This is a genomic window from Deinococcus planocerae, from assembly GCF_002869765.1.
Classification (GTDB): Bacteria; Deinococcota; Deinococci; order Deinococcales; family Deinococcaceae; genus Deinococcus; species Deinococcus planocerae.
This window is the reverse complement of sequence record NZ_PNOR01000023.1, coordinates 48,406-72,436: the sequence shown is the minus strand read 5'-3', so window position 1 is coordinate 72,436 and position 24,031 is coordinate 48,406. Positions and strand designations below refer to the sequence as shown.

Genomic DNA, 24,031 nt, shown 5'->3' with positions numbered 1-24,031 from the left:
CGTTACTCACCCGTGCGCCACTCAGAGCCCGAAGACCCTGCGTTCGACTTGCATGTCTTAAGCACGCCGCCAGCGTTCACCCTGAGCCAGGATCAAACTCTCCATTGAGTCGTTCAGCACTGCCCTCGCGGGCACTGTTGATATGGTTAATCCAAGCTTGCGCTTGGCTTGTGGAGCCTCAGCTCCTCACACGTCTGGAGTCCTCCTCACGGAGAACCGCGTGCACCTCCCTGTCGGGTGGCCCTGCTCTCGCTTCTCTTCACCTGTCATGCGTCCCACCTCGCTTGAGGCTCAGAAAAGATACCCGCTCCCCTAGCAGTTGTCAACTCCCTTCCTGAGCCACCAGCCCTCCTGCGTTCATGCCTCCCCGCGGGCTTGGCTGGGCATACTGAGGCCATGTTCCGAATCGAGGCCGCTGAACTCCTGCTCGTGCGCCTGCCGCTCAACTTCCGTTTCGAGACGAGCTTCGGGGTGCAGACGGAGAAACTGATTCCCCTGCTCGTGCTCCACGGGGACGGAGTGCAGGGCCTCGCCGAGGGGACGATGGAATTCGCACCGATGTACCGCGAGGAGACCATCGCCGGGGCACTGCATCTGCTGCGCGAGGTCTTCTTGCCGCGCGTCCTGGGCCGCACCTTCGCCAACCCGGAGGCGGTGGAGGCGGCGCTGGGCACCTTCCGGGGCAACCGCATGGCGCGGGCGATGGTGGAGATGGCCGCGTGGGACCTGTGGGCGCGCACCCTCGGCGCGCCGCTGGGGACGCTGCTGGGCGGACACAAGACCGAGGTGGAGGTGGGCGTGAGCCTGGGCATCCAGGCGGACGAGGCGGCGACGGTGGAGGTCGTGCGGCGGCACGTGGAGCAGGGCTACCGCCGCATCAAGCTCAAGATCAAGCCGGGCTGGGACGTGCAGCCCGTGCGCGCCGCGCGGGAGGCTTTCCCCGACATCCGCCTCACCGTGGACGCGAACAGCGCCTATACGCTGGCGGACTCGGGGCGGCTCGCGGCGCTGGACGAGTTCGACCTGACCTACATCGAGCAGCCCCTCGCCTGGGACGACCTCGTGGACCACGCCGAGTTGCAGCGCCGCCTGCGCACTCCGTTGTGCCTCGACGAGAGCGTGACGAGTGCCGCCGACGCCCGCAAGGGATTGAGTCTCGGGGCGGGGCGCGTGATCAACCTCAAGGTCTCGCGGGTCGGCGGACACGCGGAGGCGCGGCGGGTACACGACGTGGCGCAGGCCTTCGGGGCGCCCGTCTGGTGCGGCGGAATGTTGGAGAGCGGCGTGGGCCGCGCGCACAACGTCCACCTCTCGACCCTGCCGAATTTTGCCCTGCCGGGGGACACGAGCAGCGCGAGCCGCTACTGGGAGACGGACGTGGTGAACGAGCCCCTGGAGGCGGTAAATGGTCTGATGCCCGTTCCCCAGGGTCCCGGCATCGGCGTGACGCTGAACCGGGAATTCGTCGCGCGGGTGGCCGAGTTGGAAGAGGAGCACCGGGCTTGACGCTACGCTCCTTCGTCATCCGGGACGCGACCGATCCCTGGGAGATGCGGGCGCTGGAGGACGTGCAGGTGCGGGCGTGGAGCTACGCCGACCGCGAGGTGCTGCCTGCCACCATGCTCCGCATCGGGACGCACACGGGCGCGGTCGTGTTGGGGGCCTATCCCGCTGGGGACGAGGAAAGTGCCGTTCCCTTTGGTCTCGCTTACGGCTTTCCAGCGTGGAGGGACGGGCAGCTCTGGCACCACTCGCACCTCCTCGCCGTCGCCCCGGAGTGGCGGGGCAGCGGGGCCGCCGTCGCCTTGAAGCTGGCGCAGCGGGAGAGGGTGCTCGCGCAGGGGTTGACGCGGATGACCTGGACCTTCGACCCCCTGGTGACACGCAACGCCCGGCTCAACCTGGGGAAGCTGGGAGCGCGGGCGATCAGATACCACCCCGACTGGTACGCGCTGGGAGAGAACCGGGAGACTGCCTTCCCCGCCGACCGTCTGATGATCGAGTGGGACCTGACCGCGCCCCACGCCGAGAAGGCCACGTCGTCCCCTGACGGAGAGGTGGCGCTGGAGAGCGCAGGAGAAGGGCCGGGTCGTCCCCGTCTCGATCTGGCCGGGCCGCGTCTCCTCGCGGAAGTCCCCGTCCACGCCGAGGCACTGTCCGAACCCGTCCGCCTCGCCTGGAGGTACGCCCTGCGTGAGGTGCTGGGCACGTATCTGGCCCAGGGCTATGCCGTCACTGACCTCGCGCGGGAGGGGGAACGGGCTTTTTACATCCTCACCCGCTGAACGAAGGACGGGCACCCCGGAGGATGCCCGCCCCGTCGTCTCGATGCTCAGTAGGTGGCGTTGAAGGTGGCGGTGTCGCTGATCCAGTCCTGCTGAGGAACGGAGGGCTGGGTGGGGGTGGGCGTCACGGGGTTAACCACGATGCTCAGGGCCTGGGCGAGACGCTGGGGGGAGTTGACGGTGGGCTTGACGGTGGCGAAGGGCTCGCCCGCCTTGAAGGAGCTGAGTTCCGAGAGGTTGAGCTGGCGGCGGCTGGCGACGACGAGCACCTTGTTCAGGCCGGGGGTGCCGCCCACGGAGTACGTGAAGCTGTCGCCCGCCTGCGGGAAGGAGCGGATTTCACCCGCGCGGACGTAGTTGCCGCCCCCCAGACGGTTGGGGAGGACCTGATCCACGCTGCCGCTCGGGTCGACCGAGAAGAGGTAGACATAGGCGTCCTCGTTCACGCGCACCGACACGCGGATGGAGTCGCCGATGCGGTAATTGGGCGTGTACGAGCCGCTGGGGTCACGGTCCACCCACACCTGCGCCGCGAGCGTGGTGGGCACCGGGTTGACGATGATGCTCTGGGTGCTCAGCCGGGGCGTGGCCTGGGCGGGCGCGGCAAGGGGAAGAAGCAGGGCGGCGGCGAAGACGGTCAGGATGGCGGGCTTCTTCATGGCATTCCTCCGGTCGGGACCACCGCCGCGCCGGAAGCGTCCGGCGCGGGATTTTCAGTGGCCTGGCTGAACCCACCGTAGTCCCGCCCGCCTGACTCCGGGTGAAGCTCACCTGACTGGACGTGAGGACGGCTGACGCCGTTTTCATCTGGCTCAGCGGCACGTCTCACCGAAAAAGAAGACGGCGGAATCCGGGGTGGACTCCGCCTCTTCCTGCCTTTGCTGGCTGGGGCACAAGGACTCGAACCTTGACTAACAGTTCCAAAGACTGCTGTGCTGCCATTACACAATGCCCCAACGGCTCACCCGCACGGCGGGCGGAGTGGAGTATAGCCGCGCCCGCGCGGGAGGGTCAACCGCCGCTTAGCCCTGGGCCACCGGGCTGGGCTTCTCGATGACGGTCAGGCCCGCGTACTGGAGCAGCAACCGTTTCTGGCCGACGCCCGGGAAGTACACCAGCACCTCCCGCCGCTCGCCCTGCCCGAAGCCCTGAAGCAAGACGCCCTCCCCGAACTTGGCGTGGCACACCCGCAGCGGCTCGGTCGTGCTCACCGCCCGCTGTATCTCGCGGCTGGGGATGCCCAGGCGGGCGCTGACCTCGGGCAAACTGAGGCCCTGGAGGTCGAGGAGTTCGCGCGCCTGAAGCGGCCAGGAGGGCGGCAGGGCGGGGGCCTCGGGGAGGGTGGCGGCGTCCGGTTCCGGCTCGGCGGCGGGCTGGACGCCCAGCAGGTCCTGGAGGAAGGCGCGGGTGGCATGCTTGTCGGTGGGGCGGCGCTCCCCGCTCGCCAGGAAGGGGGCGAAGCAGCGGCTCACCGCGATGCACTCGTAGCAGCCGTGCGCCTCCTTGCAACAGGTCTTCGCGGTGAGGTCCAGTGCCCGGCGCAGCAGGTCGTCGAGGTTCTCGAAGGCGCGGCGCGACACGCCAAGGCCGCCCAGCCAGTCGTCGTACAGGAAAAAGTAGTTGTCCCGGTCCGTCCGGAAAGCCCCGGCGAGGTCGTTCTCGTCGCAGGCGACGCGCTCAGGCGTGACCTTTTGCAGGAGATGTTTGAGGGTGTGGGCGACCGCCGTGGGGTGCTCGGTCGCGCGGGCGTCCACCCCGATCTCCAGGGCGGAGGTGCGGAAGGGGGGGAGTTCGAGCGGCTCGTCGTACAGGTGTTCGGAGAGCTTGTGGTCCTGCATCCGGTCCTGGATGCGGCTTCCGCAGGTGCGGCACACCCGCTCGGTGGGCCCCGGCTCGCGGTCGCAGCCGGTGCAGACGCGCTCGAAGACCTGACGCATCATCATGTAGCCGGTGTAGCGGCGGCGGATGGTGACCTCCCCGTGGCGGTAGGCCAGCGCCCCACGCCGCACCCACTCGCCCATGCGGGTGGGGCTGACCTCGATGGAGTACAGCCCGCGCGTGAAGAGGTTGGCCGCGTCGAAGCGCTGGGCGAGGATCGCCGTTCCCGCCGGGTGGTCCTGCCAGCGGGTGACCTTGTACCCCTGCCCGTCGAGGGTGAACACCGCCCCCTCGTGCTTTTCCGTGAGGGCGTAGTGCTGGCTGGGCGATTCGAGCGGCGTGTCGAAGGCGCGCGGACCCTTGACCTCCCAGTCGGCTTCCTCTACGACGGCAAATTTGGCGCTGCCCTCGCCGCGCAGGTTCCAGTATTTGGGGCCGCGGCTCACCTCGGCGGGGAGGCCCGCCGCCTTGAACTCCTCGTTCGCGCGCTCGCGGTGCCGGGGGGAGAGGTACGGGTTGTTCGCCTCCACTACCGCCTTTTCGATGGGCCCGGTGACGAGTTCGCGGAAGTTCCCGGCGTTGGAGTAGAAGGCGTCCACGGGCTGCGGCACGCCCTGCTCGTTCAGCGCGGGGAGGTAGAGGACCAGGCCCGGCGCCACCCGCCCGGCCCGGCCCGCCATCTGCCGAAAGGCCATCCGCGAGCCGGGGTAACCGTCGATGATCACGACCTCCAGGTCACCGATGTCCACCCCGGCTTCGAGGGCGTTGGTGGCGAACATAACCCCGCTGCTCGCGCGGCGGAACTCGGTGAGGCGGCCCTCACGGTCGGAGGTCCCGGCCATGTAGAGGTGGGTGTGGCGCTGATAGAGGGGCTGGGCGCGGTAGGTCGAGTACAGCCGGGCGGCCCGCGAGCGGCCCCGGAAGAAGGCGAGCACCTTGAGGCGGTGGGCCACGCTCGCGCTCACCACCGCGTCCCAGAAGCGGCGGGGCTGCCCGCGGTGATCGGCGAGGTAGTAGCGTTTGCCGTGCCGGGCGGCACCCGACTCGCCCACCTGCACGGCGTCCACCCCGACCAGCTCCCGGGCGAACTCGGCGGGGTTGCCGATGGTGGCGGGACTCAGCACGACCTGGGGACTCGCGCCCAGCGCCCGCGCGAGGTCGAGCAGCCGCCGCAGCATCCCGGCGACCTCGCTGCCAAAACCCCCCCGGTAAGTGTGCGCCTCGTCGAGCACGATGAAAGACAGGCGGGACAGGAACTCGCGCACGCGGGGCTGGGTCAGGGACCAGTGGAGCTTGTCGGGGGTGGCAGTCACCATCCGCACGCCGGGGCGGAAGACTTCGTTCGGCTGGGCCGTGCCCTGGAACGCGCCGATCTCCCAGTCGAAAGCCCCCCGCGCCTGGAAGGCGGCGAGCTTGTCGCGCTGGTCCTGGCCGAGGGCGACGAGGGGGTAGACGAAGAGGGCGGTCGCCTGCGGATCGCGCTCTAGCCGCTCGAAGACCGCGGGGAAGAAGGCGCCGGTCTTGCCGCTGGCGGTCGGCGTGGTCACGATGACGTGTTTGCCGCCTTGCATCAGGCGGTAGGTTTCGGCCTGGTGGCTGAAGACCTCGGGGAAGCCGAAGCCGCGGGAAACGGCGTCGGACCAGCCGAGGGCGGCGGTGCTCAGGGTGCGAGGGGGGGCCTCCTGCTCCTCGTGGAGCAGGGCCGCTCCGCCGCCCAGGATGTCCCGCAGGAACGCCTCCAGGCGGGCGTAGGGGGAGCGGGCGGGGAACACGTGTCTCAGTGTAGGACGCGTGGGAAGGGGTGGGCGGGGAGAGGGGTTACGGTCGGCGTGGGGGTGGTGGAGGGGGGCAGGGTATCTTGCCAAGGTTTGCCCCCACCCCCCAGCCCCCTACCCCCCGAGGGGGCAGGGGGAGCGGCGCTGCGCTGGGCAGGTACAGAGGGAGGGCGTGGGGGGTCGGGTTTTTCTGAACGCAAGGTTTGATCTTGTCGCGTCCCATCTGCGGGCCCACCGTCTCGCTGCGCGAGCCGACGTGGTTGTGGCCTGGCGCGTTCACCCTCTGCCACTGATGGGACATCCAGATTGACGTTTTAAAAAGCGAAAGCTCTTAGCGCTTTTAACTCCTCCCCCTTGAGGGGGGAGGCTGGGAGGGGGTGACCGCAAGCGCCCCCCAACGCCCCTCCACACCCCAAGCCCCATCTCTCCTCACGCACTTCCCTACATCACCGAGTCGCTCTCCCGAATCAGGATCGGCGCGTGGAAGGCGGCGGGGAGCCATTCTTCCTGCGGGTGCATCGCGTCCGGCGGGCAGGAGCGCACGCAGGCCATGCAGCCCGTGCAGGCGGAGAGGTTGAGGAGGAGCCGCACGCCGCCTTCCGGCTTGAGTTCGCGGGTGATCGCCTCGGTAGGGCAGACATTCGAGCACACCGGGCAGTCGATGCAGGAGTCGTCCACCAACGGCGCGGGCCAGAAGACACCCGCGTCGGGGGCGGGGTCGGGCTTGAGGGACCGGGCGCGCCAGCGCCACTCCTCGGGGGTGCGCTCCCCCGGGACGCTCCAGTCCACGAAGGGGAGGGGCCGCTCGGGGATGGCCTGGGCGACCTGCTGCCGCCCCGCGCGCAGGAAGGTGGCGAAGGCTCCGCGGCGCGAGACGCGCACGGCCCGATCCTGGTCCTCCGGGGTGGCGGGGCGCACGGTGGCCTCGGCGGGCCGCCCGGTCGCCTCACGCAGGTGGTTGGCCTCCTCGACCACCCGTTCTACCCGCCCCGGTACGTCGGGGGCACCGACCGGGCAGACGGAGCACCCACCGTGAATTAGGGTCAGGGGCGTGCCCCAGGCCCCGGCGGCGGCGACCACGGCGGGGGTCACGCGGCCCAGGCAGGGCAGGGTGGGGCCACCCGCGCCGCTTTGCGAGCACGTGAGGGTGGCCTCCCCGGCCTGCCCCGCGTCGCGCACCGTCTGAAGGGTGGGGGTCAGGTCGTACTCCAGGGCACCCGAGGGGCAGACCTGCACGCACAGGCCGCAGCCCGTGCAGAGGGCGGGGTCGATCTGGATGCTGTTCCCCAGGGGGCCGAGCTGAATCGCGCCGTGGGGGCAGGTGGTGTGGCAGGCGTCGCACCCTCCGACCGCCTGACGTTCGAGCAGGCAGCGGGGCGCCGCGAAGCGCGGCAGCGGGTTGCCGTACTCGCCCAGACGGTTCAGAACGCCTTCCAACATGCGCCGAGTCTAGTGCCGGGGGGAGGGGGTCAAAGGAACGCAGGAGACGAAGGGAACGCCCGTCCCGTCAGCCTCTGCCAGCGTCCAGCACGGCGCGGGCGATCTCCTCCGGGTGGGTCCAGTGGAGTTGATGCCCGCCGTCGTGGAGAACCCGCAGGGTGGCCCGGGGCAGGGCGCGGGCGAGGGGGACGGCGTGGAGCTCAGCAGGTGTGAGGCGGTCGTGCGCCCCGGCGATGACCGTGGTGGGCACACACAGGCGGGGATAGTGCGGAACGAGCCGGGTGAGTTCGCGGGCGAAGGTGCGGTTTTCCCAGGCGAGGGCGTGAACCTGTGCCCGGCGCCGGGAGAAGGCGAGCATCATCGCGTGCCAGGTGGGCGGGATGGGGTGGGGGTGGAAGGCGCGCGCCCCCTCCACCCGGGCGACGAGGCGGCCCAGCGGCAGCAACAGCACCCGGGTCAGCAGCGCCTCCAGTCCGGGCACGAGCGGCACGTACGCCAGGGGCCGGGTCAGGCCGCGCACGGGGAAGGCGGTGGGCGAGAACAGCACGAGGGAGCGCACCCGCCCCGGAAACGCGGCGGCGAAGGCGAGCGCGACCGCCGCCCCATAGGAGTGCCCCAGTAGGGTGACGGGCTCGCGCACGTCCACGGCGTCCAGGAGTTGGGCGAGCCGCCGCACGTTGACCTCCACCGTGACAGGCGAGCCGACAGGGACGGGCGTGTGGCCGTGCCCGGGTCGGTCGGGGGCGATCAGCCGCGCGCGCGGGCCGAGCGCTCCCCACAGCGGCGAGACGGGCCAGTCGAGGGCCACCCCGTCGCTCCCGTGGATCAGGACGGTGGGGGGCGCGGCGGGGTCGCCCCCCTCGATGACGTGGGTGGGACCGTCGGGGAGGTCGAGCACGCGCCCGCGCGGCGGGTAGCGCTCCGCGCTGCGGCGGATGCGGACGTGGGTCGCCAGCGCCCCGGCCCCGAGTGCGGCGGCGAGTCCCAGCAGGGAGGCCGTGCCCCTCAAGGTCGGCGCGTCGGCACGCGCAGGGTGATGTAGAGGATGCCCGCCGCGCCCACGAGCACCCACGCGACCTGACCGGCGAGCACCGGGATGCGCGGCAGGCTGAAGCCCACCGCCACGGCGATGCAGGTGCAGGCGATCCACTTCGCCCGGGGCGGCATGCCGCGCCCCGCCCGGTAGTCGCGCACGAGTTCGCCGATCACGGGCCGGGAGAGCAGCCACGCCTCCCACTTGGGATTGCCCCGCGCGAAACAGGCCGCCGCCAGGATGAACCAGACCGTTCCGGGCAGGCCCGGCAGGATCAGCCCCAGCACCCCCAGCCCGGTCAGCACGAAGCCCAGCGCCACCCACAGGGGCCGGGCGAGGCGTGACGCAGGCGGGGGTCGGCGGGCCATGCTCTCAAGATAAGGCGGCGCCGCGGCGAAACGGGCGGTCCGGGACCTTTCCGGCTGTCAATCCGTCCCCGTGTGGACGGACGCGCCGAGAGTCGCTGGGGCAGGGGCGTGCGTCCCCGAGTCGTGGATGCGCCCCGCGTGCCCGCTCAGGAAGCCGCCGTCGTACCCGCGCCGCCACGCCATCAGTTCCCCGAGGATGCTCAGGGCGACCTCCTCGGGCGCCTCGGCCCCTAGGCGCAGGCCTATCGGGGAACGCAGCCGGGCGAGCTGCTCCGGGGTGAGGGTGACCCCCTCCGCCTCCAGCGCCCGCAAGAGGTCCTCGGCGCGGGAGCGGGGACCCAGGATGCCGACGTACGGCGCCCCCGAGCGCAGCGCATGGGCGAGGCACACCCGGTCGCGGTCGAGGTGGTGGTTCATCACGATCAGGTGGGCGCGCTCGCCGGGGGTGAAGGCGGACAGGTCCTCGGGGGCGAGGGAGTGGAGCGTGGCCCCGGGGAAGCGGCCCGGCGTCAGGTACGCGGGGCGGGGGTCGATGACGTGGACGGTGTACCCCAGCGCGTGCGCCTGCGCGGCGAGCGGCTGGGCGTCGTGGCCCGCCCCGTAGATCACCAGTTCGGGGGGCGGCACGCTCACGTCGAAGAAGATGGGCGAGCCGTCCGGGGCCGCGAGGGTCACGGCGCGCGGCTCGCGCAGGCTCAACCGCGCGCGGGCGGCCAGGGCGGCGAAGGCGTGGAGGGCGGGGTCGGGCAGGCGGCCCACCTCCTCTCCGTCCGGGGTGACGAGGAGCCGCCCCTCCCCATTGAGCGGCACCGCGAGGACGGCGGCGCGGCCCTCCTCCAGTGCCCCCAGCCACGCGGCAGTCACCGGGTCGCCGGGGTCCACCCGCTCGACCCGCACGTCCACGCTGCCCCCGCAGCCGATGCCCAGGCCCCAGGTCGCGTCCTCCGAGAGGTCGTAGTGGGTCAGGGCGGGCTCGCCGGTGCGGATGACCTCCAGTGCCACCTCGACCACCTCGGCCTCCAGGCAGCCGCCGGAGAGCATACAGACCTGCGCCCCGTCGTCGAGGACGAGCATCCGGGTCCCCTCGCGGCGGTAGGCGCTGCCCCGCACCCCGACGACGGTGGCGAGGGCCGCCCCCTGACCCCGGGCCAGGGCTGTTCTCAGCGCCTCAAGGAGGGCGCGCGTTTCGGCTGCGTTCATGTGGCTTCAATCTACCGCCGCCGGGAGTGGGAAGAAGGCTCAGCCCCGAGGGATGAGTCAGTCGGTGGAACCGGGCTCGCCCGCGAGGTTCCCCGCCCCGTTCGACCAGAATGGCCCGGTGACGGCAGAACGTGGAGAACGAGACGAGTACCCGGGGGCAGACGGGCGGACCTCGCGGGCGGCGGTGGCGAAGAGGGTCGAGGCCCTGCTCGCCCGGATGACCCTGGAGGAGAAGGTCGGGCAGTTCCACCAGGGTCACAACCTGGGGGACGCGGACGCCGCCGACATCCGCCTGGGCCGGGTGGGGAGCGCCATCGTCGCCAGCAGCGCCACCGCGGGCAACGATCGGCAGGAGCGGGTGCGGGCCGCCACCTTGAACCGGCTGCAACGGGTCGCCGTCAAGGAGTCGCGCCTGGGCATCCCCCTGCTGTTCGCCCGGGACGTGATCCACGGGCACCGGACGGTCGCGCCCATCCCGCTGGGGCAGGCGGCCAGTTGGTCCCCCGAACACGTCCGGCGCTGCGCGGAGGTCGCGGCGCGGGAGGCGCGGGCGGACGGCATCACCTGGGTCTTCACCCCTATGCTCGACATTGCGCGCGACGGACGTTGGGGCCGGATCGCGGAGAGTTTCGGCGAGGACCCCTACCTCGCCGCCCGTCTCGCCGAGGCCGCCGTACGTGGTTACCAAGGGGACGACCTCGGCGATGGGGAGCACGTGGCCGCCTGCGCCAAGCATTTCGTCGGCTACGGCGCGGTCGAGGGCGGGCGGGACTACAACACGCTGGAGGTGAGCGCCTACACCCTGCACAACGTCCACCTCCCCTCCTTCCGCGCGGCGGTGCGGGCGGGCGTGGCGAGCGTCATGAGCGCCTTTTGCGACCTGAACGGCCTGCCCGTCGCCGCCAGCCCCGACCTGCTGCGCCGCATCCTGCGGGACGACCTGGGCTTCGGGGGCGTGCTCGTCACCGACTGGGAGGGCGTGCTGGAACTTACCCGCCACGGGGTTGCCGGGGACGGGAAGGAGGCCGCCCGGCAGGCGTTCCTGGCGGGCAACGACGTGGACATGGTGAGCGGTCTTTACCGTGACCACCTGCCTGGGCTGATTCGGGCCGGACGGGTGCCCCCGGAGAGGCTGGACGAGGCGGTGAGGCGCGTCCTGACCCTCAAGTTCAGACTGGGGCTGTTCGAGCGGCCCTACGTGGACGAGGGCGAGGCGGCCCGGGTGCAGTTCACCCCCGAGCACCGCGCCGCGACGCTGGACCTCGCCCGCCGCAGCCCGGTCCTCCTCCAGAACCGGGGCGACCTCCTGCCGCTGGGGGCCGGAATCCGGGTGGGCGTGTTCGGGGCGGCGGCCACCTGGCGCGGGCAACTCTTCGGCACCTGGACCCTCGACGGCGAGGCGGGGGACGTGCCCACGCTGCTGGAGGCCGTGCGGAAAGTCCACCCCGGCCCGCACGAGGTCTGGCACACCGCCAACATCGACGAGGCGCTGGACTGGGCGCGGCAAACCGATGTCGTGATCGTGGCCCTCGGTGAGACACCCACCCGCAGCGGCGAGGACCACAGCGTCGCCAGCCTGGATCTGCCCGCCGGGCAACCGGAGATGCTGGAGGCGCTGCACGCCCTCGGGGTTCGGGTCGTGACCGTCGTCTTCTCTGGCCGCCCGTTGGTCCTCACCCGGGTCGTGCGCGCCTCGGAGGCGGTGCTGCTCGCCTGGCACCCGGGCGTCTGCGGCGGTGAGGCCGTAGCCGAAATTCTGTACGGCTTGGTCAACCCCAGCGGGCACCTCCCGGTCAGCCTCCCGCGCCAGACCGGGCAGCTTCCGGCTCACTACAGCTTCAAGCCGACGGGCCGCCCCCTGGCGACCTTCCCACAGGCCTACCGGCTGAGTGACGAGCGGGACTCGCCCCTCTTCCCCTTCGGCTTTGGGCTGAGCTACACACGCTTCGAGTTCTCTAACCTGTGGGTGGACCCGGAGGTTCCCCTGGGGCAGCCCGTCCGCGTCACCGTCGCGGTGAAGAACGTGGGCGAGCGGGCGGGCGAGACGGTGGCCCAGCTCTACCTGCGGGATGTGGTCGCCAGCCGCACCCGTCCGGTCCGGGAGCTGAGAGGATTCGAGCGGGTCGCGCTGGAGCCCGGCGCCTGTCGGCAGGTGGCCTTTACCCTGACGGCAGACGACCTGAGCTTCTCCGACGAGACGGGAACCCCCAGGCTGGAGCCGGGCGAGTTCCGGGTCTTGGTCGGCGAGAACAGTTCGGTGACCCTGGAGGGCGCCTTCCGCCTCCTCGCCGAGGGCCCACAGAAGGATTGAGAGGAGTGCCTGACGAGGACCGGAGGCAGCACGCTCCCCTACACACCAGCACGCCTTGACAACTCCGGGCAGAGGTGCAGAATGGGCTTGTAACCGATTACAAAATCTCCGCTGGGGCAGCCTTGGGTGTCCTTGTCCGGCGAGTCTGTAACCGGTTACAGAAAGGCCGACTCCCGACGAGGTGTTTCCATGACCGATCTGCTCCCGCGTCCCACCATCAACGACATCGCCGTTGCGGCGGGCGTGAGCAAGGGCACCGTGAGCCGCGTGCTCAACGGGCACACCACCGTCGCGGCGGGCACGCGCGAGCGGGTGCAGGAGGTCATGCAGCGGATGGGGTACAGCCCCGACCCCGCCGCCCGGCACCTGAGCTGGCGCAAGGGGCAGACGCTGGGGCTGCTGCTGGACCGGGACGACCCGATGCTCCACCCGTACTACGTCCTGTTCCGTGAGGCGCTGGAGAGCCACACCGCCCTGCAAGGCGTGCAGCTCGTGGGGCTGCGGACCGAGGTGTGGAACCTGCCCCACCTGCCCACGGCGGTCCTGGTGATGCACGCGCAGCAGGACGAGGACCGTCGGCTCGACTTCCTGCGGCGGGCGGGCGTGCCCTCCGTGTTGATCGGCCACCACCCCGACTTCTTCTGGGTCGCCCCCCACGACGAGGAGGGCGGGGCCCTCGCGGCGCGGCACCTGCTTCAGGCCGGGCACCGCGACCTGATGTACCTCGGCGAGGGAACCAGCCAGGTGGCCCAGGACCGGGAGCGGGGCTTCGTGGGGACGGCACGGGGGGCGGGGGCGCGGGTGGGGTCGTTGCCCAGCGACTTCACCGTCCTCGGCGGCTACCGCGCCGTCCGCCGGGCCTGGGAGGAGGGCGCGCGCTTCACCGGCCTCTTCGCCCAGAGCGACGAGAGCGCCACCGGGGCCATCGCCGCCCTGGAGGACCTGGGCGTCCGCGTGCCGGGGGACGTTTCCGTGGTGGGCTTCGACGGCCTGCCGGAGGTGCCGCTCAACATCCGGCTGACCACCGTGGTGCAGAACATCCCCCTCATCGCTTCGACCGCTCTCCAACTCGTCAGCGAGGCCATCTCGGGGCTCTCACCCCGTGGCGAATTCATCCCCGTTCACCTGACCCCCGGCGCGACCGTGTCCCCCGTGGCACGCGCGCCCCTTTCCGGAGGAGAAGTATGAAACACGCCCTGCTCGTCAGCCTCGCCGTCCTCGCGTCCAGCGCCGCCGCCCAGAGCGCCATCAAGATCAACGGGTACGCGGGGCAGGACAACACCATCTACCCGGAGATGATCAACCGCTTCGTCCGGCCCCAACTGAGGGGCGTCACCGTGACGTACCAAGCCCTCCAGGGCGACTACAACCAGGGCCTGACCACGTTGCTGGCCTCCGGCTCGGCGGGCGACCTGTTCTACCTGCCCGGGGAGACGCTCGACACCTACATCGCCACGGGCAAGGTGCTGCCCCTGACCGGCCAGGTCAACACCTCCCCCTTCGTCAGGAGCCTGACCAACGCCTTCACCCGGAACGGCAGGGTCTACGCCATCCCCAAGGATTTCAACACCCTGACGCTGGTCTACAACAAGGACCTCTTCGACGAGGCCAAGGTTGCGTATCCCAACAACAACGACACCTGGAGCAGCCTGACCACCAAGCTGACCAACCTCAAAAAGGCGCTGGGCAGCGACTACTACGGCATCTGCCTCGCGCCCGACTACGCGCGCATGGGGGCCTTTGCCATCGGCGCGGGCTGGAAGCAGTTCGGCGCGAACGGCAAGACCAACCTGCTCGACCCGGCGTTCCAGGCGGCCTTCAACTGGTACACCGGCCTGACGAAGGACAAGGTGGGCATCCAGCCCAGCGAGATTTCGCAGGATTGGTCGGGCGGCTGCCTGGGCACCGGCAAGGTCGCCGTCGCCATCGAGGGCAACTGGATCACCGGCTTCCTCAAGGACAACGCCCCCAACCTGAAGTACGGCACCGCCCTGATGCCCAAGGCCGACCGCACCGGCAAGCGCGGCAACTTCATCTACACCGTAGGCTGGGCCGTGAACGCGAACAGCAAAAACCGCGCCAACGCCCTCAAAGTCCTGAACATCCTGACGGGCCCGCAGGTGCAGCAGTACGTGCTGGAGCAGGGCATCGCCATCCCCAGCCGCACGGCGCTGTCGAACAACGCGCTGTTCAAGCGCAACACCCCCGAGGCCCAGAACGCCGCCGCCGTCTTCGCGGGCGCGTCGGACGGCAACGTCGCCCCCTACACCTTCGGGCCCAAGGGGCCGGACTGGGCCAAGCCGATCAACGCCGCGCTGGCCGCCGCGCTGAGCGGGCAGCAGAGTGCCGCCAACGCGCTGAGAAAGGCGCAGCAGGACATGGCGACCCTCCAGAGCCGATAAGGCCCTGAGACTCGCGGGGCCGGGAGAACGCCGCACCTTCTCTCCCGGCCCCCTCTCCTTCCGGTGGGAGGCCCCCATGTTCCGAAAAGGTCAGACCGCCACCGCACTCCTGTTCCTGGCGCCGTTTCTGATCACCATCCTGGTGTTCTTCTTCTACGCCTTCGCCCGGGCGATCTATTACTCGTTCACCGACTTCAACCTGTTCAACGACGCCCGGGTCATCGGCATCAAACCGTACCTGGACGTGCTGGGCGACTCGCTCTTTCAGCGGGCGCTGGCGAATACGCTGGTGTTCTCGATCCTGGTGACGGTGCTGCAAACCATTGGCTCGCTCCTGATGGCCGTGGCCCTGAACAACAAAATCAAGGGTCAGTCCTTTTTCCGTTCGGCGTGGTACATGCCCAGCATCACGAGTTCGGTGGTCATCACCCTGATCTTCCTGTGGCTGTTTCAGCGGCGCGGGGTGGTCAACTACCTGATCACCCAGTGGCTGACGTACCTGCCGCTGATCCTGACCTTCCTGGGTGTGATGGCCCTCGTGCAGGTCGCGCAGGTGCTGTTCGAGCGGTCCCGCAGGCTGCCCGCGAAATGGTTTGACCCGGCGCTGGCGGCGATGAGTGCGCTGATCGCCCTGGCCGTCACCCTGGGCCTGAACGTGCTGGGCGTCGTCGGGGCCCGCGACGTGCAGCCCTACGACTTCCAGTACTTCTCGGACTCGTGGCTGAGCATCGGGGGCGTGCGGGTGCTGAGTATGCCGCTCCTCGTGGTCGTCATCATGAACACCTTCACGACCATTCCGACGCTCATGCTGTTCTTCCTGGCGGGACTCCAGAATATCCCCGCCGCGCTGTACGAGGCCGCCGACATCGACGGGGCGACGCCCGCCCAGAAGCTGCTGCGGGTGACGGTGCCCATGCTGCGCCCGGTGACCTTTTACGTGGTGACCATCAGCCTGATCGGCACGATGCAGATGTTCGACCAGGTGGCGGTGATTGGAAGCGCGGCGCCCCAGGAGACGCTGATCACGCTGGCCTACTACGTGTACACCAACACCTTCAAGTCGGGGGCCGCGCCCGTGAACATGGCGGCGGCGGCGGCGATCATCCTGGCGCTGATCATCCTGCTGATGGTCTTTCTCCAGCGCAGATTCTTCGTGGCCCCGGAGGCGCAATGACCACCTCGACCGTTCCGTCTCCGCCTGCCCGGTTCGGGTCGGCCCAGGAGCAGGACCGCTGGCTGGCGCGGCGCCGCTGGGCGCGGGCGGGCTGGCTGTACCTGTTCATGCTGGTGATGAGCCTGTTCTTCATCGGGCCCTTCCTGCTGGGCACGGTCAGCAGCTTCAAGGACAACCCCAACGAGTACCCGCCCCGCTTGATCATCCCGCAGCTCACCCCGCGCTACATCTCCACCGCGTACAACCTCGGCGTGCAGGGCGGCGCGGACGGCTGGAACGGGGGCCTGGTGCCGGGCCGCTCGGTGAGCTTCGACGTGTCGGTGCGTTCTCCCGCAGACGCACCGCAGGACCCGCCCGCCGCCTCGCTCTTTCCGTACCAGCCGCAGAGCCTCGTCGCGCTCGCCCGGCAGGCCCAGGCGCGAGACTACGCGCAGCTCCGGACCGTGCAGACGGGCGGGGCGGGCGAGGTGCGCTCCTACCGGGTCACGGTCACCTACCCGCCCCTGACCCGGCAGCAGGGCGAGGTGGTCCGCGCCAAGATCGGCCCGCAGGTGGGCAATGACCTGACCGCCCTCCTGCCTGGCGGGCAGCGCGTCCGGGTCACGCTCGACACCCCCGAGGCTCAGCAGCGCCAGTTCGACCTCAGCGAGACGCAACTGGTCGAACTCGTGCGGGCGAACGGCACCTACTACCTGCGCGGCCCGGTGATCCAGCGCACGCCGCTTCAGGTGGACGTGCAGCGCGGGCAGAGCATCGTGGGCAGCACCCTGCCGCCCAGCGACCGGCAGAATTTCGACCGCTCGTTCGCCTACCGCAACGTGACCCCCGGCATCCTGGGGTACACCTTCAACAACTACCGCCGGGCCTTTAACGAGACGACCGACCCGCAGAGTGGCCGCAGCCTCTTCCTGCGCTGGGTGAGCAACTCCTTCCTGTACGCCCTGCTGCGGGTCGTGGCGGCCATCGTGTTCTGCTCGCTGGCCGGGTACGCGCTGGCGCGGCTGAACTTCCCCGGCAAGGGCCTGATCTTCATCTTGGGCGTGCTGTTCGTGCAGATGGTGCCCGCGCAGGTGAACCTGGTGAGCAATTACGTGCTGCTGCGCGACCTGGGGCTGCTCAACCTCTGGGGCCTGTGGCTTCAGGGGCTGGTCGCGGCGGGCGGCGTCTTCCTGATGAAGCAGTTTTTCGAGGGGATGCCGCGCGAGCTGGAGGAGTCCGCCTCCATCGACGGGGCGGGGCCCTTCACGACCTTCTGGCGGGTGATGCTGCCGCAGGCGGGCCCGGCCCTCATCGCGCTGGCGATCACCCAGTTCCAGGGGGCGTGGAACGACTTCTTCTGGCCGGTGGTGCTGCTGCGCGAGAACACCAACTTCACGCTGACGGTGGGCCTCTCCAGCTTCCGGCAGGCCTACGGCGGGCAGGGCGATTACGGCCTGATCCTGGCGGGCGCCGTTCTCAGCGCCATTCCCGTCATCATCGTCTTCGTGATCTTCCAGCGTTACTTCGTGGACACCGGGGCCGACAGTGCCGTCAAGGGGTAAGCTTCTCCTTTCCATCCTCCTCTCCCCCACCCCAGAAAGACCCCCATGCTGAGCACCCGCACCGTCCTCAAGGAAAACGACCTCTACCTCGTCGGCAACCGCCACTACCAGGCTGTCGGCGAGGAGGGGGGCCTGTACCGCCGCGACACCCGATACCTCTCCCGCTACGCCTGGAGGCTGGACGGCCAGCCCCCGCAGCACCTCGTCCTGCACGAGCGCTGGCCCTTCTGGCTCCACGAGCAGGCGGCGAACCCCAACGTGGGCTACACCATGCGGGTCGGGATCACCCGCGACCTCACCGTCACCGGGACCGAGCTGCGCGACCACCTGCGGGTCACCCTGTACGAGCCCGGCACCCACCGCCTGAGCCTGGAGCTCGGCGCGGACTTCCTCGACATGTTCGAGGTGCGCGGCTGGCCGGGCAAGCTCGGCGCGCGGGAGGTGGAGGCGCGCGAGACGCCGGGCGGAGTGGAGTTCAGCTACACGGCCCGGGACGGGTTGCGCTGCCGGACGCTCGTGCGGGCGAGCCCGGCGCCGAGTTGGGACGGCGGGGCGCTCGTCTGGGAGATCACCGGGGACACCGAGATTCGGGTGAGCGTCTTTCCCCTCCAGGGGGACGAGGAGCCCACTCCCGGCGACCCGGACGCCCTTGCCCGCGAGTACGCGGCCCTGCGCCCGCCCGTCACGCTGCCCGACCCCCTCGACGCGCAGGTGGTCGAGCGCAGCGTGCAGGACCTGCGCAGCCTGAGCTTCCACACCGACTTCGGCCCCTTCCCGGCGGCGGGGCTGCCGTGGTTCGTAGCCCCCTTTGGCCGCGACAGCCTGATCATCGCCCTTCTCGTGCACGAACAGCACCCGGACCTCGCCGTGACCGTCGCCCGCTTCCTGGCCGCGCGGCAGGGGAGGAAGCACGACCCGGCCACGCTGGAGGAGCCCGGCAAGATTATGCACGAGGAGCGGGTGGGCGAGCTCACCCGGCTGGGCCGCACGCCGCACCGCCCCTACTACGCGACCGCCGACGCCACACCCCTTTTCGTGTGGCTGGTGGGTGAGCTGAGCCAGAAGCGCCCCGACCTCGCCCGTGAGCTGCGCCCGAACTGGGAGGCCGCGCTGGAGTGGCTGACCACCCTGGGTGACCCGGACGGCGACGGCCTGATCGAGTACACCCCCGACCCCGGCGGCATCACGAACGCGGTGTGGAAGGACAGCGGCGACTCCACCTTCACGGAAGGCGGGGTGGACGTGAGCGGTCACGTCGCCGTGATCGAGGTGCAGGGGTACGCCTACGCGGCCTACCTCGCCGCCGCCCGGATGTACCGCGAACTGGGCGAACCGGAAAGAGGGGCGGAGTGGGAGGGGCGGGCCGCAAGCCTGCGCGAGACCTTCCAGCGCGCCTTCTGGTGGCCCGAGCGCGGCTACTACGTCCACGGCCTGAACGGGGACAAGCGGCCTCTGCGCGTCCTCGTGTCGAACCCGGCGCACACGCTCTGGACGGGGATCATCCCGCCCGAGTACGCCGAGCAGGTGGCCCGCACCGCCCTGGGAGACGAGCTGTGGAGCGGCTGGGGCATCCGCACGCTGGGGGTGAACGAGATTCGCTTCAACCCCGTGTCCTACCACAACGGCAGCGTGTGGCCGCACGACACGGCGGTCGCGGCGCTGGGGTTTGAGCGCTACGGGCTGCACGAGGAAGCGCGGCAGGTCACCCGGGCCCTCTTCGACGCGGCGCGCTGGGCGACCGATCACCGCCTGAGCGAGCTGTTCGCGGGCTTCCCCCGGGAGGACGGCCCTCCTGTGCCCTACCCCGCCGCCTGCCACCCACAGGGTTGGGACGCGGCGATTCCCCTGGCCCTCGCGCACCTGCTCGCCGAGCCCGTGGAGCGTGAAACGGTGGGCGCGACCCTTCTTTAACGCCCGCTCACCCGCCTTCCGGGAGGGGGGGCGAGAATCACGCCATGCTGGACAACCTTCTGAACAGCGTGCGCCGGGGGGCCGGGCGGGTGCAGCGCCGGGGCGAGGAGGTCGCGCAGGTCGCGCGGCTGCGCCTGGAGGTCTTCCAGCTCACCCGCGAACTCGACCTGCTCTACGCGCGCTTAGGCCGCTCGTACCACGCAGGAGCCGACGTGGGCATCCTCCAGGGCATCCGCGACGACATCCGCCGGGTGGACGACGAGATCGGCGCCCGCGAACGGCTGATGCGCGAGCTGGGCGGAGACCACCCGGAGAGCGGCGAGGCGGCCCCGGAACACCCCACCGACCTGCTCCCCGCCGCTCGGCAGCCCGACCCAGAGCTGGGCCCCAGGGTCGTGGTGGTCACGACGACCCCGGGCACCGAGCCCACCATCCCCGACGCCATGCCCCGCCCCCACGAGAAGGAATAAGGAGACCCATGACCGACCGCGACGCGAATATCCCGACCAGCCCCAATCCCACCGTCGAGCACAGCGACGAGCGGCCCGACCTCGGCGACTCGACCGCCAGCCAGGGCAACCTCCCGGCCCGCGAGAAGGGCTTTATCAACGAGCACCGCAAGGAAGAAGGCCGGGCCGCCACCGAGATGCCCGATCCCCTCGACCTCTAGCCTGACCCGCGCGCTCCAGGGGCCAGCGACCCACCCGTCGCTGGCCCCCCGTCGTGTCTAGAAAAGCCCGGGCGGTCACATCCCCTTCACGAGCCCGTGGGCTTCCCTGGGGCATGACTCAGGAGAACTGGAACTCCGGAACCGCGGTGATCGAGTTGCGCGGCGCGTGGCGCGGCGAGGTCCACGACCCGGAGCGCGCCTTCGAGGGCGTCGTCACGGACTCGAGCCTGCCCGAGGTCGGCCCGGGCGAGCGGCTGGAGGTGCAGTACCGGAGCAGCACGGGACGCGTTCCCGGAGCGGCCCAGCACGGCAGGTACGTGATGAACCTGCGAGGGGGCCGGGTGAGCTGGCCCCTGATGAGCTTTACCTGCCACGACACCGCCGGGCCGGGCCGCCAGGGCAACGACGACACGGCGGAGGCGAACTGGCGCGCGGTGCCCCTCCCGCCCGAGGAGGCCGAGCTCTGAGCCTTTCCAAACCTTTAGAGCGGTCACCTCTAAAAGGTGAAGTGTCTCCTCTTCCCGAAACGAAACGCTTCGCTCCTCTCAGCCTGACGGCGCTCCTGGGTCAATCCCGCTAGAGATCCCGGCGGCTGAAGTGCCACATCCCGGCGGCAACCGCCAGCACGGCGAGGGCGCACGCCCACACGATCAACCCCGGTGCGAGGGGCTCGCTTCCGAAAAAGGGGTTGGCCCCCCGCGCCGCCTGCCCCAGTTGCCGCAGCACCTCGGGCTGGAGGTGGTAGCTCGCGCCCAGCCACAGCGAGTTGGTGGGCATCAAGGTGTTGGCGAGGCGCCCGAGGGAGGTCAGCGTGGGGCTGTCCGCGAAGGAGCCGATGGTGCTGAGGATGCCCCCCGCGAAGCCCACCCCGTACAGCACGAAGACGCCGATGCCGTTCGCCAGCGTGGTGAACAGGGTGCTTCCCAGGACCGTCAGCGCCGTGATCAGGGCGATGGCGAGCAGGATCAGCCCCACGGCGGGCAGCGGCGCGGGCGGCACGAAGCCCGTGATGAGCCGGATGCCCCACAGCAGCGCCCCGCTGATCAGGGCGACGTACCCCACGTTCACCAGCGTGAAGCCCACCCAACGCCCGAACACGAGCTGCGCCCGGGTGATGGGCCGCGCGATCACGCTCTGCATGACGCCGCTCTCCACGTCCCCGCTGACCGCCCCCACGGTGGAGAGCACGGCCATCAGCGACCCCAGGAAAAAGACGAGGTACATCCCGAACAGCGTGGCGTACATGACGGGCGCGTTCGCCGCCCCATACACGCTGCGACCGTCGAGCCCGAGGTCAGCGGCCCGCTGGTCGAGGGTCTGCTCCAGCCGCACGATGCCGTAGAGGTAAAAGCCCACGAAGGCGGCGGTGAGGAGCAGCAGCACGATTACCAGCCGCTTGCGGACCGCCTCGCGCAGGCTGAGTTCGGCGATCAGGAGGACATTACGCACGGGCCGCCTCCGGGGTGCGGGGGGCGCGGGCGGCTTCCGGCGTATCCTCGATGAGTTCGAGGAACATCGTCTCCAGGTCCGGGCGCCGGGGCGAGAGTGCGTAGAGCCGGGCGCGGTGGGCGTGAACGGCGTCCGCGAGGGCGGGCAACGCCTCCTCCCGCTCCAGCCACAGCTCCACGTCCGCGCGGCCCGGGGTGTTCGTGTCGATGTGCCGGACCTCGCCGAGCCCCCTCAGCGCGCTCAGCAGCCCCGGCGAGAGGTGATCCACCCGCAGGTCCACGGGAAGGACGCCACCCTGAAGGTCGCGCATCGTGCCCTGCCGCAGCACCCGCCCGGCCTTGACAAAGGCCACCCGGTCGCACACCTGCTCGACCTCCGACAGCAGGTGCGAATTCAGGAAGACGGCCACGCCCTCGGCCTTGAGCCGCTCGATGATCTCCCGCACCTCGACGCGCCCGATGGGGTCGAGGGCCGAGGTCGGCTCGTCCAGAAAGACGAGGCGGGGCCGGGCCAGGATCGCCGCCGCGAGGCCCGCGCGCTGAAGCATCCCCTTCGAGTAGCCGCTCATCGCCTCGCCGCCGCGCCCACCCAGCCCCACCGTTTCGAGCACCTGCGGCACGCGGGCCTGAACCTCGTCTGCCCTCAACCCCGCCAGCCGTCCGTGGAAGCGCAGGAACTCCTGGGCCGTCATCCACGTCTGGAAGCGGAACTGCTCGGGCAGGAAGCCCAGCCGGGCCCGCACCGCCGGGTCGAAGGGCCGCCCGCCGAGGACCCGCACCTCCCCGCCCGTGGGGTGGACGAGGCCGAGGAGCATCTTGACGGTCGTGCTCTTGCCCGCCCCGTTGGGGCCCAGGAAGCCGAAGACCTCCCCCTCCCCCACCGTGAGGTTCAGGCCGTCCACGACCGCCCGCCCCCGGTAGACCTTGCGCAGTTCCCGCGTCTCGATGGCCGCCATCCCGTCAGGATAGAGGGCAGGGGTGGGAGGGGCGTGCGTCGGAAGTTGCAAAGGGCCAGGAGGAGAAGGTTCCCCGTGCCCTCATGCCCTCCGCTCGTATGCTTCCCTGAGCGCAGCGGCCAACGCCTCCTGACGCTCGTCCGCGAGGTACCGAACCGGCGAGGGAACCGCGTAGTGCGCCGGGTAGTCCGGGTCCTCGAAAGCGAGCGACTGGAAAAGCCGCACCGCCGCGTATCGGGGAACGACATGCAGGTGAACGTGCCGGTCCTGGTTCCGCAAGAACAGGAAGTTGAAGTGGTCGGGTTGCAGGAGCGTAGTGAGCGCCCGCTCGGTACGCCGCATGTCCAGGTGCAACTCCGCCCACTCGTCAGGGCGCAGCTCGGACACCCGCTCCTCGTGACGGCGCAGCACGAGCATTAGCTTGCCGAGCAGGTTCTGGTTGCGGTTAAGGACGACTCGCCAGTGTTCCCCCTCGGCGATGATGGGGCCGAGAGTGGGCTGGCAGAGGGAGCAGGGGGTCATGGGAGAAACAGCGTAGCTCCTGCGGCCTCATCGAGAGACCGGGCTGTTCCCCGCCAGCGCGGCAAACCAAGCAGGGGACGGGACCCTTCCCCCACCCCCTGCCCCGTTCGCCTACACCTAGCGGTTCAGGATGTCGTCGATCCGCCCCAGCGCGTCCGCGTCCATCTTCACGCCCGCCGCCTTCACGGTCTCCTCGATCTGCTCGACCCGCGTGGCCCCGGTGATGACGCTGCTCACGCCCTTCTGGCGCAGGAGCCAGGCGATGGCGAGCTGGGCGCGGGTCACGCCCAGACCGTCGGCGATGGGCTTGAGGTCGCGGACCTTCTGGATGTTCTCTTCCGTCAGGAAATTCTTGCCCCAGTTCTCGTTGTCGCTCAGGCGCGCGCCCTCGGGACGGCCCTGATCGTACTTGCCGGTCAGCAGACCCATCGCCAGCGGGCTCCACACGACGAGGCCGACGCCCGCCTCCTCGGTGTAGGGCAGGATTTCCTTCTCCACCCGGTCGCGCCGCAGCATGGAGTATTCGGGCTGCTCGGTGACGGGGGCGTGCAGGCCGTGGGCCTTGGCGAACTCGACCGCCTGGGCGATGCGGGCGGCGGGCCACATGGACGTGCCCCAGTACAGCGCCTTGCCGTCGCGGACGACCTGATCGAAGGCCATCACGATCTCCTCCATCGGGACCGTCTCGTCGTAGCGGTGGGCGAAGTAGATGTCGAGGTAGTCGGTGCCCAGACGCTTCAGGCTCCCGTCGATGCTCTCCAGGATGTGCTTGCGCGAGAGGCCGCGGTCGTTCACGTCGTCGCTCATCGGCCAGAAGACCTTGGAGGAAATGACGAGCGTGTGGCGGGGCAGCTCGCGCAACGTGGCTCCCATCAGCTCCTCGGACTTGCCGCGGGCGTACACGTCGGCCTGGTCGAAGAAGTTCACGCCTTCCTCGTAGGCCTTCATCACGATGTCGCGCACCATGCTCTGGTCGTTCACGGTCTGCCCGAAGGTGACCCAGCCGCCCAGAGAGACCTCCGAGACCTTGAGGCCGCTCTTGCCGAGGTTGCGGTATTCCATGCGGCCCAATCTAGCGACTCGCGGGTAAGGGGCCCGTCAGATTCAGGGGTGGTTA

At 70.2% G+C, this 24,031-nt stretch carries 21 protein-coding genes, 1 tRNA gene and 1 rRNA gene; 11 read left to right on the top strand and 12 right to left on the bottom strand.

The genetic code is table 11. From position 1 onward, the window contains the following. Positions 1-108, bottom strand: a 16S ribosomal RNA gene (locus A7B18_RS14075); the annotation flags it as partial. A gap of 288 nt (positions 109-396) precedes the next feature. Between A7B18_RS14075 and menC the strand changes: the two genes are divergently transcribed. Continuing rightward, entirely contained in the window at positions 397-1,506 is a 1,110-nt protein-coding gene (gene menC / locus A7B18_RS14070) for an o-succinylbenzoate synthase (protein WP_102127324.1), read from the top strand. Continuing rightward, the gene (locus A7B18_RS14065) at positions 1,503-2,285 is read left to right on the top strand and encodes an acyl-CoA acyltransferase (protein ID WP_245872890.1); all 783 of its coding nucleotides are present in this window, start codon (positions 1,503-1,505) and stop codon (positions 2,283-2,285) included. Before menC ends, A7B18_RS14065 begins: the two co-directional genes overlap by 4 nt. A gap of 47 nt (positions 2,286-2,332) precedes the next feature. Here the strand turns inward: A7B18_RS14065 and A7B18_RS14060 are convergent, their stop codons facing one another. The 7 genes from A7B18_RS14060 to A7B18_RS14030 all read right to left on the bottom strand — a co-directional run bounded on the left by A7B18_RS14060 (position 2,333) and on the right by A7B18_RS14030 (position 9,979). Beyond that, positions 2,333-2,944 carry a DUF4384 domain-containing protein gene (locus tag A7B18_RS14060; RefSeq protein ID WP_102127323.1) on the bottom strand — a complete coding sequence of 204 codons (612 nt, stop codon included), beginning with the start codon at positions 2,942-2,944 and terminating at the stop codon, positions 2,333-2,335. A 223-nt stretch (positions 2,945-3,167) separates the two neighbouring features. Beyond that, positions 3,168-3,241, bottom strand: a tRNA-Gln gene (locus A7B18_RS14055). A gap of 66 nt (positions 3,242-3,307) precedes the next feature. Further along, the gene (locus tag A7B18_RS14050; RefSeq protein WP_102127322.1) at positions 3,308-5,935 is read right to left on the bottom strand and encodes a DEAD/DEAH box helicase; all 2,628 of its coding nucleotides are present in this window, start codon (positions 5,933-5,935) and stop codon (positions 3,308-3,310) included. A gap of 444 nt (positions 5,936-6,379) precedes the next feature. Beyond that, positions 6,380-7,378 carry a 4Fe-4S binding protein gene (locus tag A7B18_RS14045; protein ID WP_102127321.1) on the bottom strand — a complete coding sequence of 333 codons (999 nt, stop codon included), beginning with the start codon at positions 7,376-7,378 and terminating at the stop codon, positions 6,380-6,382. 67 nt (positions 7,379-7,445) lie between these two features. Beyond that, the gene (locus tag A7B18_RS14040; protein WP_102127320.1) at positions 7,446-8,387 is read right to left on the bottom strand and encodes an alpha/beta fold hydrolase; all 942 of its coding nucleotides are present in this window, start codon (positions 8,385-8,387) and stop codon (positions 7,446-7,448) included. Beyond that, positions 8,384-8,779, bottom strand: coding sequence for a YbaN family protein (locus A7B18_RS14035; RefSeq protein WP_102127319.1), 396 nt, complete (start codon positions 8,777-8,779; stop codon positions 8,384-8,386). The genes A7B18_RS14040 and A7B18_RS14035 overlap by 4 nt, the downstream gene beginning before the upstream one ends. Positions 8,780-8,836: 57 nt before the next feature. Then, positions 8,837-9,979 carry an XdhC family protein gene (locus A7B18_RS14030; RefSeq protein WP_102127318.1) on the bottom strand — a complete coding sequence of 381 codons (1,143 nt, stop codon included), beginning with the start codon at positions 9,977-9,979 and terminating at the stop codon, positions 8,837-8,839. 118 nt (positions 9,980-10,097) lie between these two features. Between A7B18_RS14030 and A7B18_RS14025 the strand changes: the two genes are divergently transcribed. The 9 genes from A7B18_RS14025 (at position 10,098) to A7B18_RS13985 (ending at position 20,455) form a co-directional block, all read left to right on the top strand. Next, positions 10,098-12,290: a glycoside hydrolase family 3 N-terminal domain-containing protein gene (locus tag A7B18_RS14025; RefSeq protein WP_219722133.1), complete on the top strand. Its 2,193-nt coding sequence runs from the start codon at positions 10,098-10,100 to the stop codon at positions 12,288-12,290. A 189-nt stretch (positions 12,291-12,479) separates the two neighbouring features. Beyond that, on the top strand, positions 12,480-13,478 hold the full coding sequence (locus A7B18_RS14020; protein ID WP_102127317.1) for a LacI family DNA-binding transcriptional regulator: 999 nt from the start codon (positions 12,480-12,482) through the stop codon (positions 13,476-13,478). Then, positions 13,475-14,692 (top strand): extracellular solute-binding protein, encoded by a 1,218-nt coding sequence (locus tag A7B18_RS14015; protein WP_102127316.1) that lies wholly within the window; start codon positions 13,475-13,477, stop codon positions 14,690-14,692. The genes A7B18_RS14020 and A7B18_RS14015 overlap by 4 nt, the downstream gene beginning before the upstream one ends. A gap of 76 nt (positions 14,693-14,768) precedes the next feature. Continuing rightward, positions 14,769-15,866 (top strand): carbohydrate ABC transporter permease, encoded by a 1,098-nt coding sequence (locus A7B18_RS14010; RefSeq protein WP_102127315.1) that lies wholly within the window; start codon positions 14,769-14,771, stop codon positions 15,864-15,866. Continuing rightward, positions 15,863-17,407 (top strand): carbohydrate ABC transporter permease, encoded by a 1,545-nt coding sequence (locus tag A7B18_RS14005; protein ID WP_102127314.1) that lies wholly within the window; start codon positions 15,863-15,865, stop codon positions 17,405-17,407. The genes A7B18_RS14010 and A7B18_RS14005 overlap by 4 nt, the downstream gene beginning before the upstream one ends. Positions 17,408-17,452: 45 nt before the next feature. After that, positions 17,453-19,318: an amylo-alpha-1,6-glucosidase gene (locus A7B18_RS14000; protein ID WP_102127313.1), complete on the top strand. Its 1,866-nt coding sequence runs from the start codon at positions 17,453-17,455 to the stop codon at positions 19,316-19,318. Positions 19,319-19,362: 44 nt separating this feature from the next. Further along, positions 19,363-19,788, top strand: a complete 426-nt coding sequence (locus A7B18_RS22030) for a hypothetical protein (RefSeq protein ID WP_180970170.1) — start codon at positions 19,363-19,365, stop codon at positions 19,786-19,788. Positions 19,789-19,796: 8 nt separating this feature from the next. Beyond that, a complete protein-coding gene (locus tag A7B18_RS13990) occupies positions 19,797-19,988 on the top strand; it encodes a hypothetical protein (RefSeq protein ID WP_102127312.1) in 192 nt (63 codons plus the stop codon). 113 nt (positions 19,989-20,101) lie between these two features. Beyond that, on the top strand, positions 20,102-20,455 hold the full coding sequence (locus tag A7B18_RS13985) for a hypothetical protein (RefSeq protein ID WP_102127311.1): 354 nt from the start codon (positions 20,102-20,104) through the stop codon (positions 20,453-20,455). Positions 20,456-20,564: 109 nt separating this feature from the next. Here A7B18_RS13985 and A7B18_RS13980 read toward each other — a convergent pair whose 3' ends face one another. The 4 genes from A7B18_RS13980 to A7B18_RS13965 form a co-directional block, all read right to left on the bottom strand. Next, entirely contained in the window at positions 20,565-21,437 is an 873-nt protein-coding gene (locus A7B18_RS13980; RefSeq protein WP_102127310.1) for an ABC transporter permease, read from the bottom strand. Continuing rightward, positions 21,430-22,392, bottom strand: coding sequence for an ABC transporter ATP-binding protein (locus A7B18_RS13975; RefSeq protein WP_102127309.1), 963 nt, complete (start codon positions 22,390-22,392; stop codon positions 21,430-21,432). Before A7B18_RS13975 ends, A7B18_RS13980 begins: the two co-directional genes overlap by 8 nt. Before the next feature lie 81 nt (positions 22,393-22,473). Beyond that, positions 22,474-22,914, bottom strand: a complete 441-nt coding sequence (locus A7B18_RS13970; protein WP_102127308.1) for an HIT family protein — start codon at positions 22,912-22,914, stop codon at positions 22,474-22,476. A gap of 117 nt (positions 22,915-23,031) precedes the next feature. Beyond that, on the bottom strand, positions 23,032-23,976 hold the full coding sequence (locus A7B18_RS13965; protein ID WP_102127307.1) for an aldo/keto reductase family protein: 945 nt from the start codon (positions 23,974-23,976) through the stop codon (positions 23,032-23,034). Between the last annotated feature and the right edge of the window lie 55 nt (positions 23,977-24,031).

Bases quoted from the DNA above. Each gene is read 5' to 3' on its own strand.
- menC (WP_102127324.1), top strand. From the start codon at position 397: ATGTTCCGAATCGAGGCCGCTGAACTCCTGCTCGTGCGCCTGCCGCTC.
- A7B18_RS14060 (WP_102127323.1), bottom strand. From the start codon at position 2,944: ATGAAGAAGCCCGCCATCCTGACCGTCTTCGCCGCCGCCCTGCTTCTT.
- A7B18_RS14045 (WP_102127321.1), bottom strand. From the start codon at position 7,378: ATGTTGGAAGGCGTTCTGAACCGTCTGGGCGAGTACGGCAACCCGCTG.
- A7B18_RS14035 (WP_102127319.1), bottom strand. From the start codon at position 8,779: ATGGCCCGCCGACCCCCGCCTGCGTCACGCCTCGCCCGGCCCCTGTGG.
- A7B18_RS14030 (WP_102127318.1), bottom strand. From the start codon at position 9,979: ATGAACGCAGCCGAAACGCGCGCCCTCCTTGAGGCGCTGAGAACAGCC.
- A7B18_RS14020 (WP_102127317.1), top strand. From the start codon at position 12,480: ATGACCGATCTGCTCCCGCGTCCCACCATCAACGACATCGCCGTTGCG.
- A7B18_RS14015 (WP_102127316.1), top strand. From the start codon at position 13,475: ATGAAACACGCCCTGCTCGTCAGCCTCGCCGTCCTCGCGTCCAGCGCC.
- A7B18_RS14010 (WP_102127315.1), top strand. From the start codon at position 14,769: ATGTTCCGAAAAGGTCAGACCGCCACCGCACTCCTGTTCCTGGCGCCG.
- A7B18_RS14005 (WP_102127314.1), top strand. From the start codon at position 15,863: ATGACCACCTCGACCGTTCCGTCTCCGCCTGCCCGGTTCGGGTCGGCC.
- A7B18_RS14000 (WP_102127313.1), top strand. From the start codon at position 17,453: ATGCTGAGCACCCGCACCGTCCTCAAGGAAAACGACCTCTACCTCGTC.
- A7B18_RS22030 (WP_180970170.1), top strand. From the start codon at position 19,363: ATGCTGGACAACCTTCTGAACAGCGTGCGCCGGGGGGCCGGGCGGGTG.
- A7B18_RS13990 (WP_102127312.1), top strand. From the start codon at position 19,797: ATGACCGACCGCGACGCGAATATCCCGACCAGCCCCAATCCCACCGTC.
- A7B18_RS13985 (WP_102127311.1), top strand. From the start codon at position 20,102: ATGACTCAGGAGAACTGGAACTCCGGAACCGCGGTGATCGAGTTGCGC.
- A7B18_RS13975 (WP_102127309.1), bottom strand. From the start codon at position 22,392: ATGGCGGCCATCGAGACGCGGGAACTGCGCAAGGTCTACCGGGGGCGG.
- A7B18_RS13970 (WP_102127308.1), bottom strand. From the start codon at position 22,914: ATGACCCCCTGCTCCCTCTGCCAGCCCACTCTCGGCCCCATCATCGCC.
- A7B18_RS13965 (WP_102127307.1), bottom strand. From the start codon at position 23,976: ATGGAATACCGCAACCTCGGCAAGAGCGGCCTCAAGGTCTCGGAGGTC.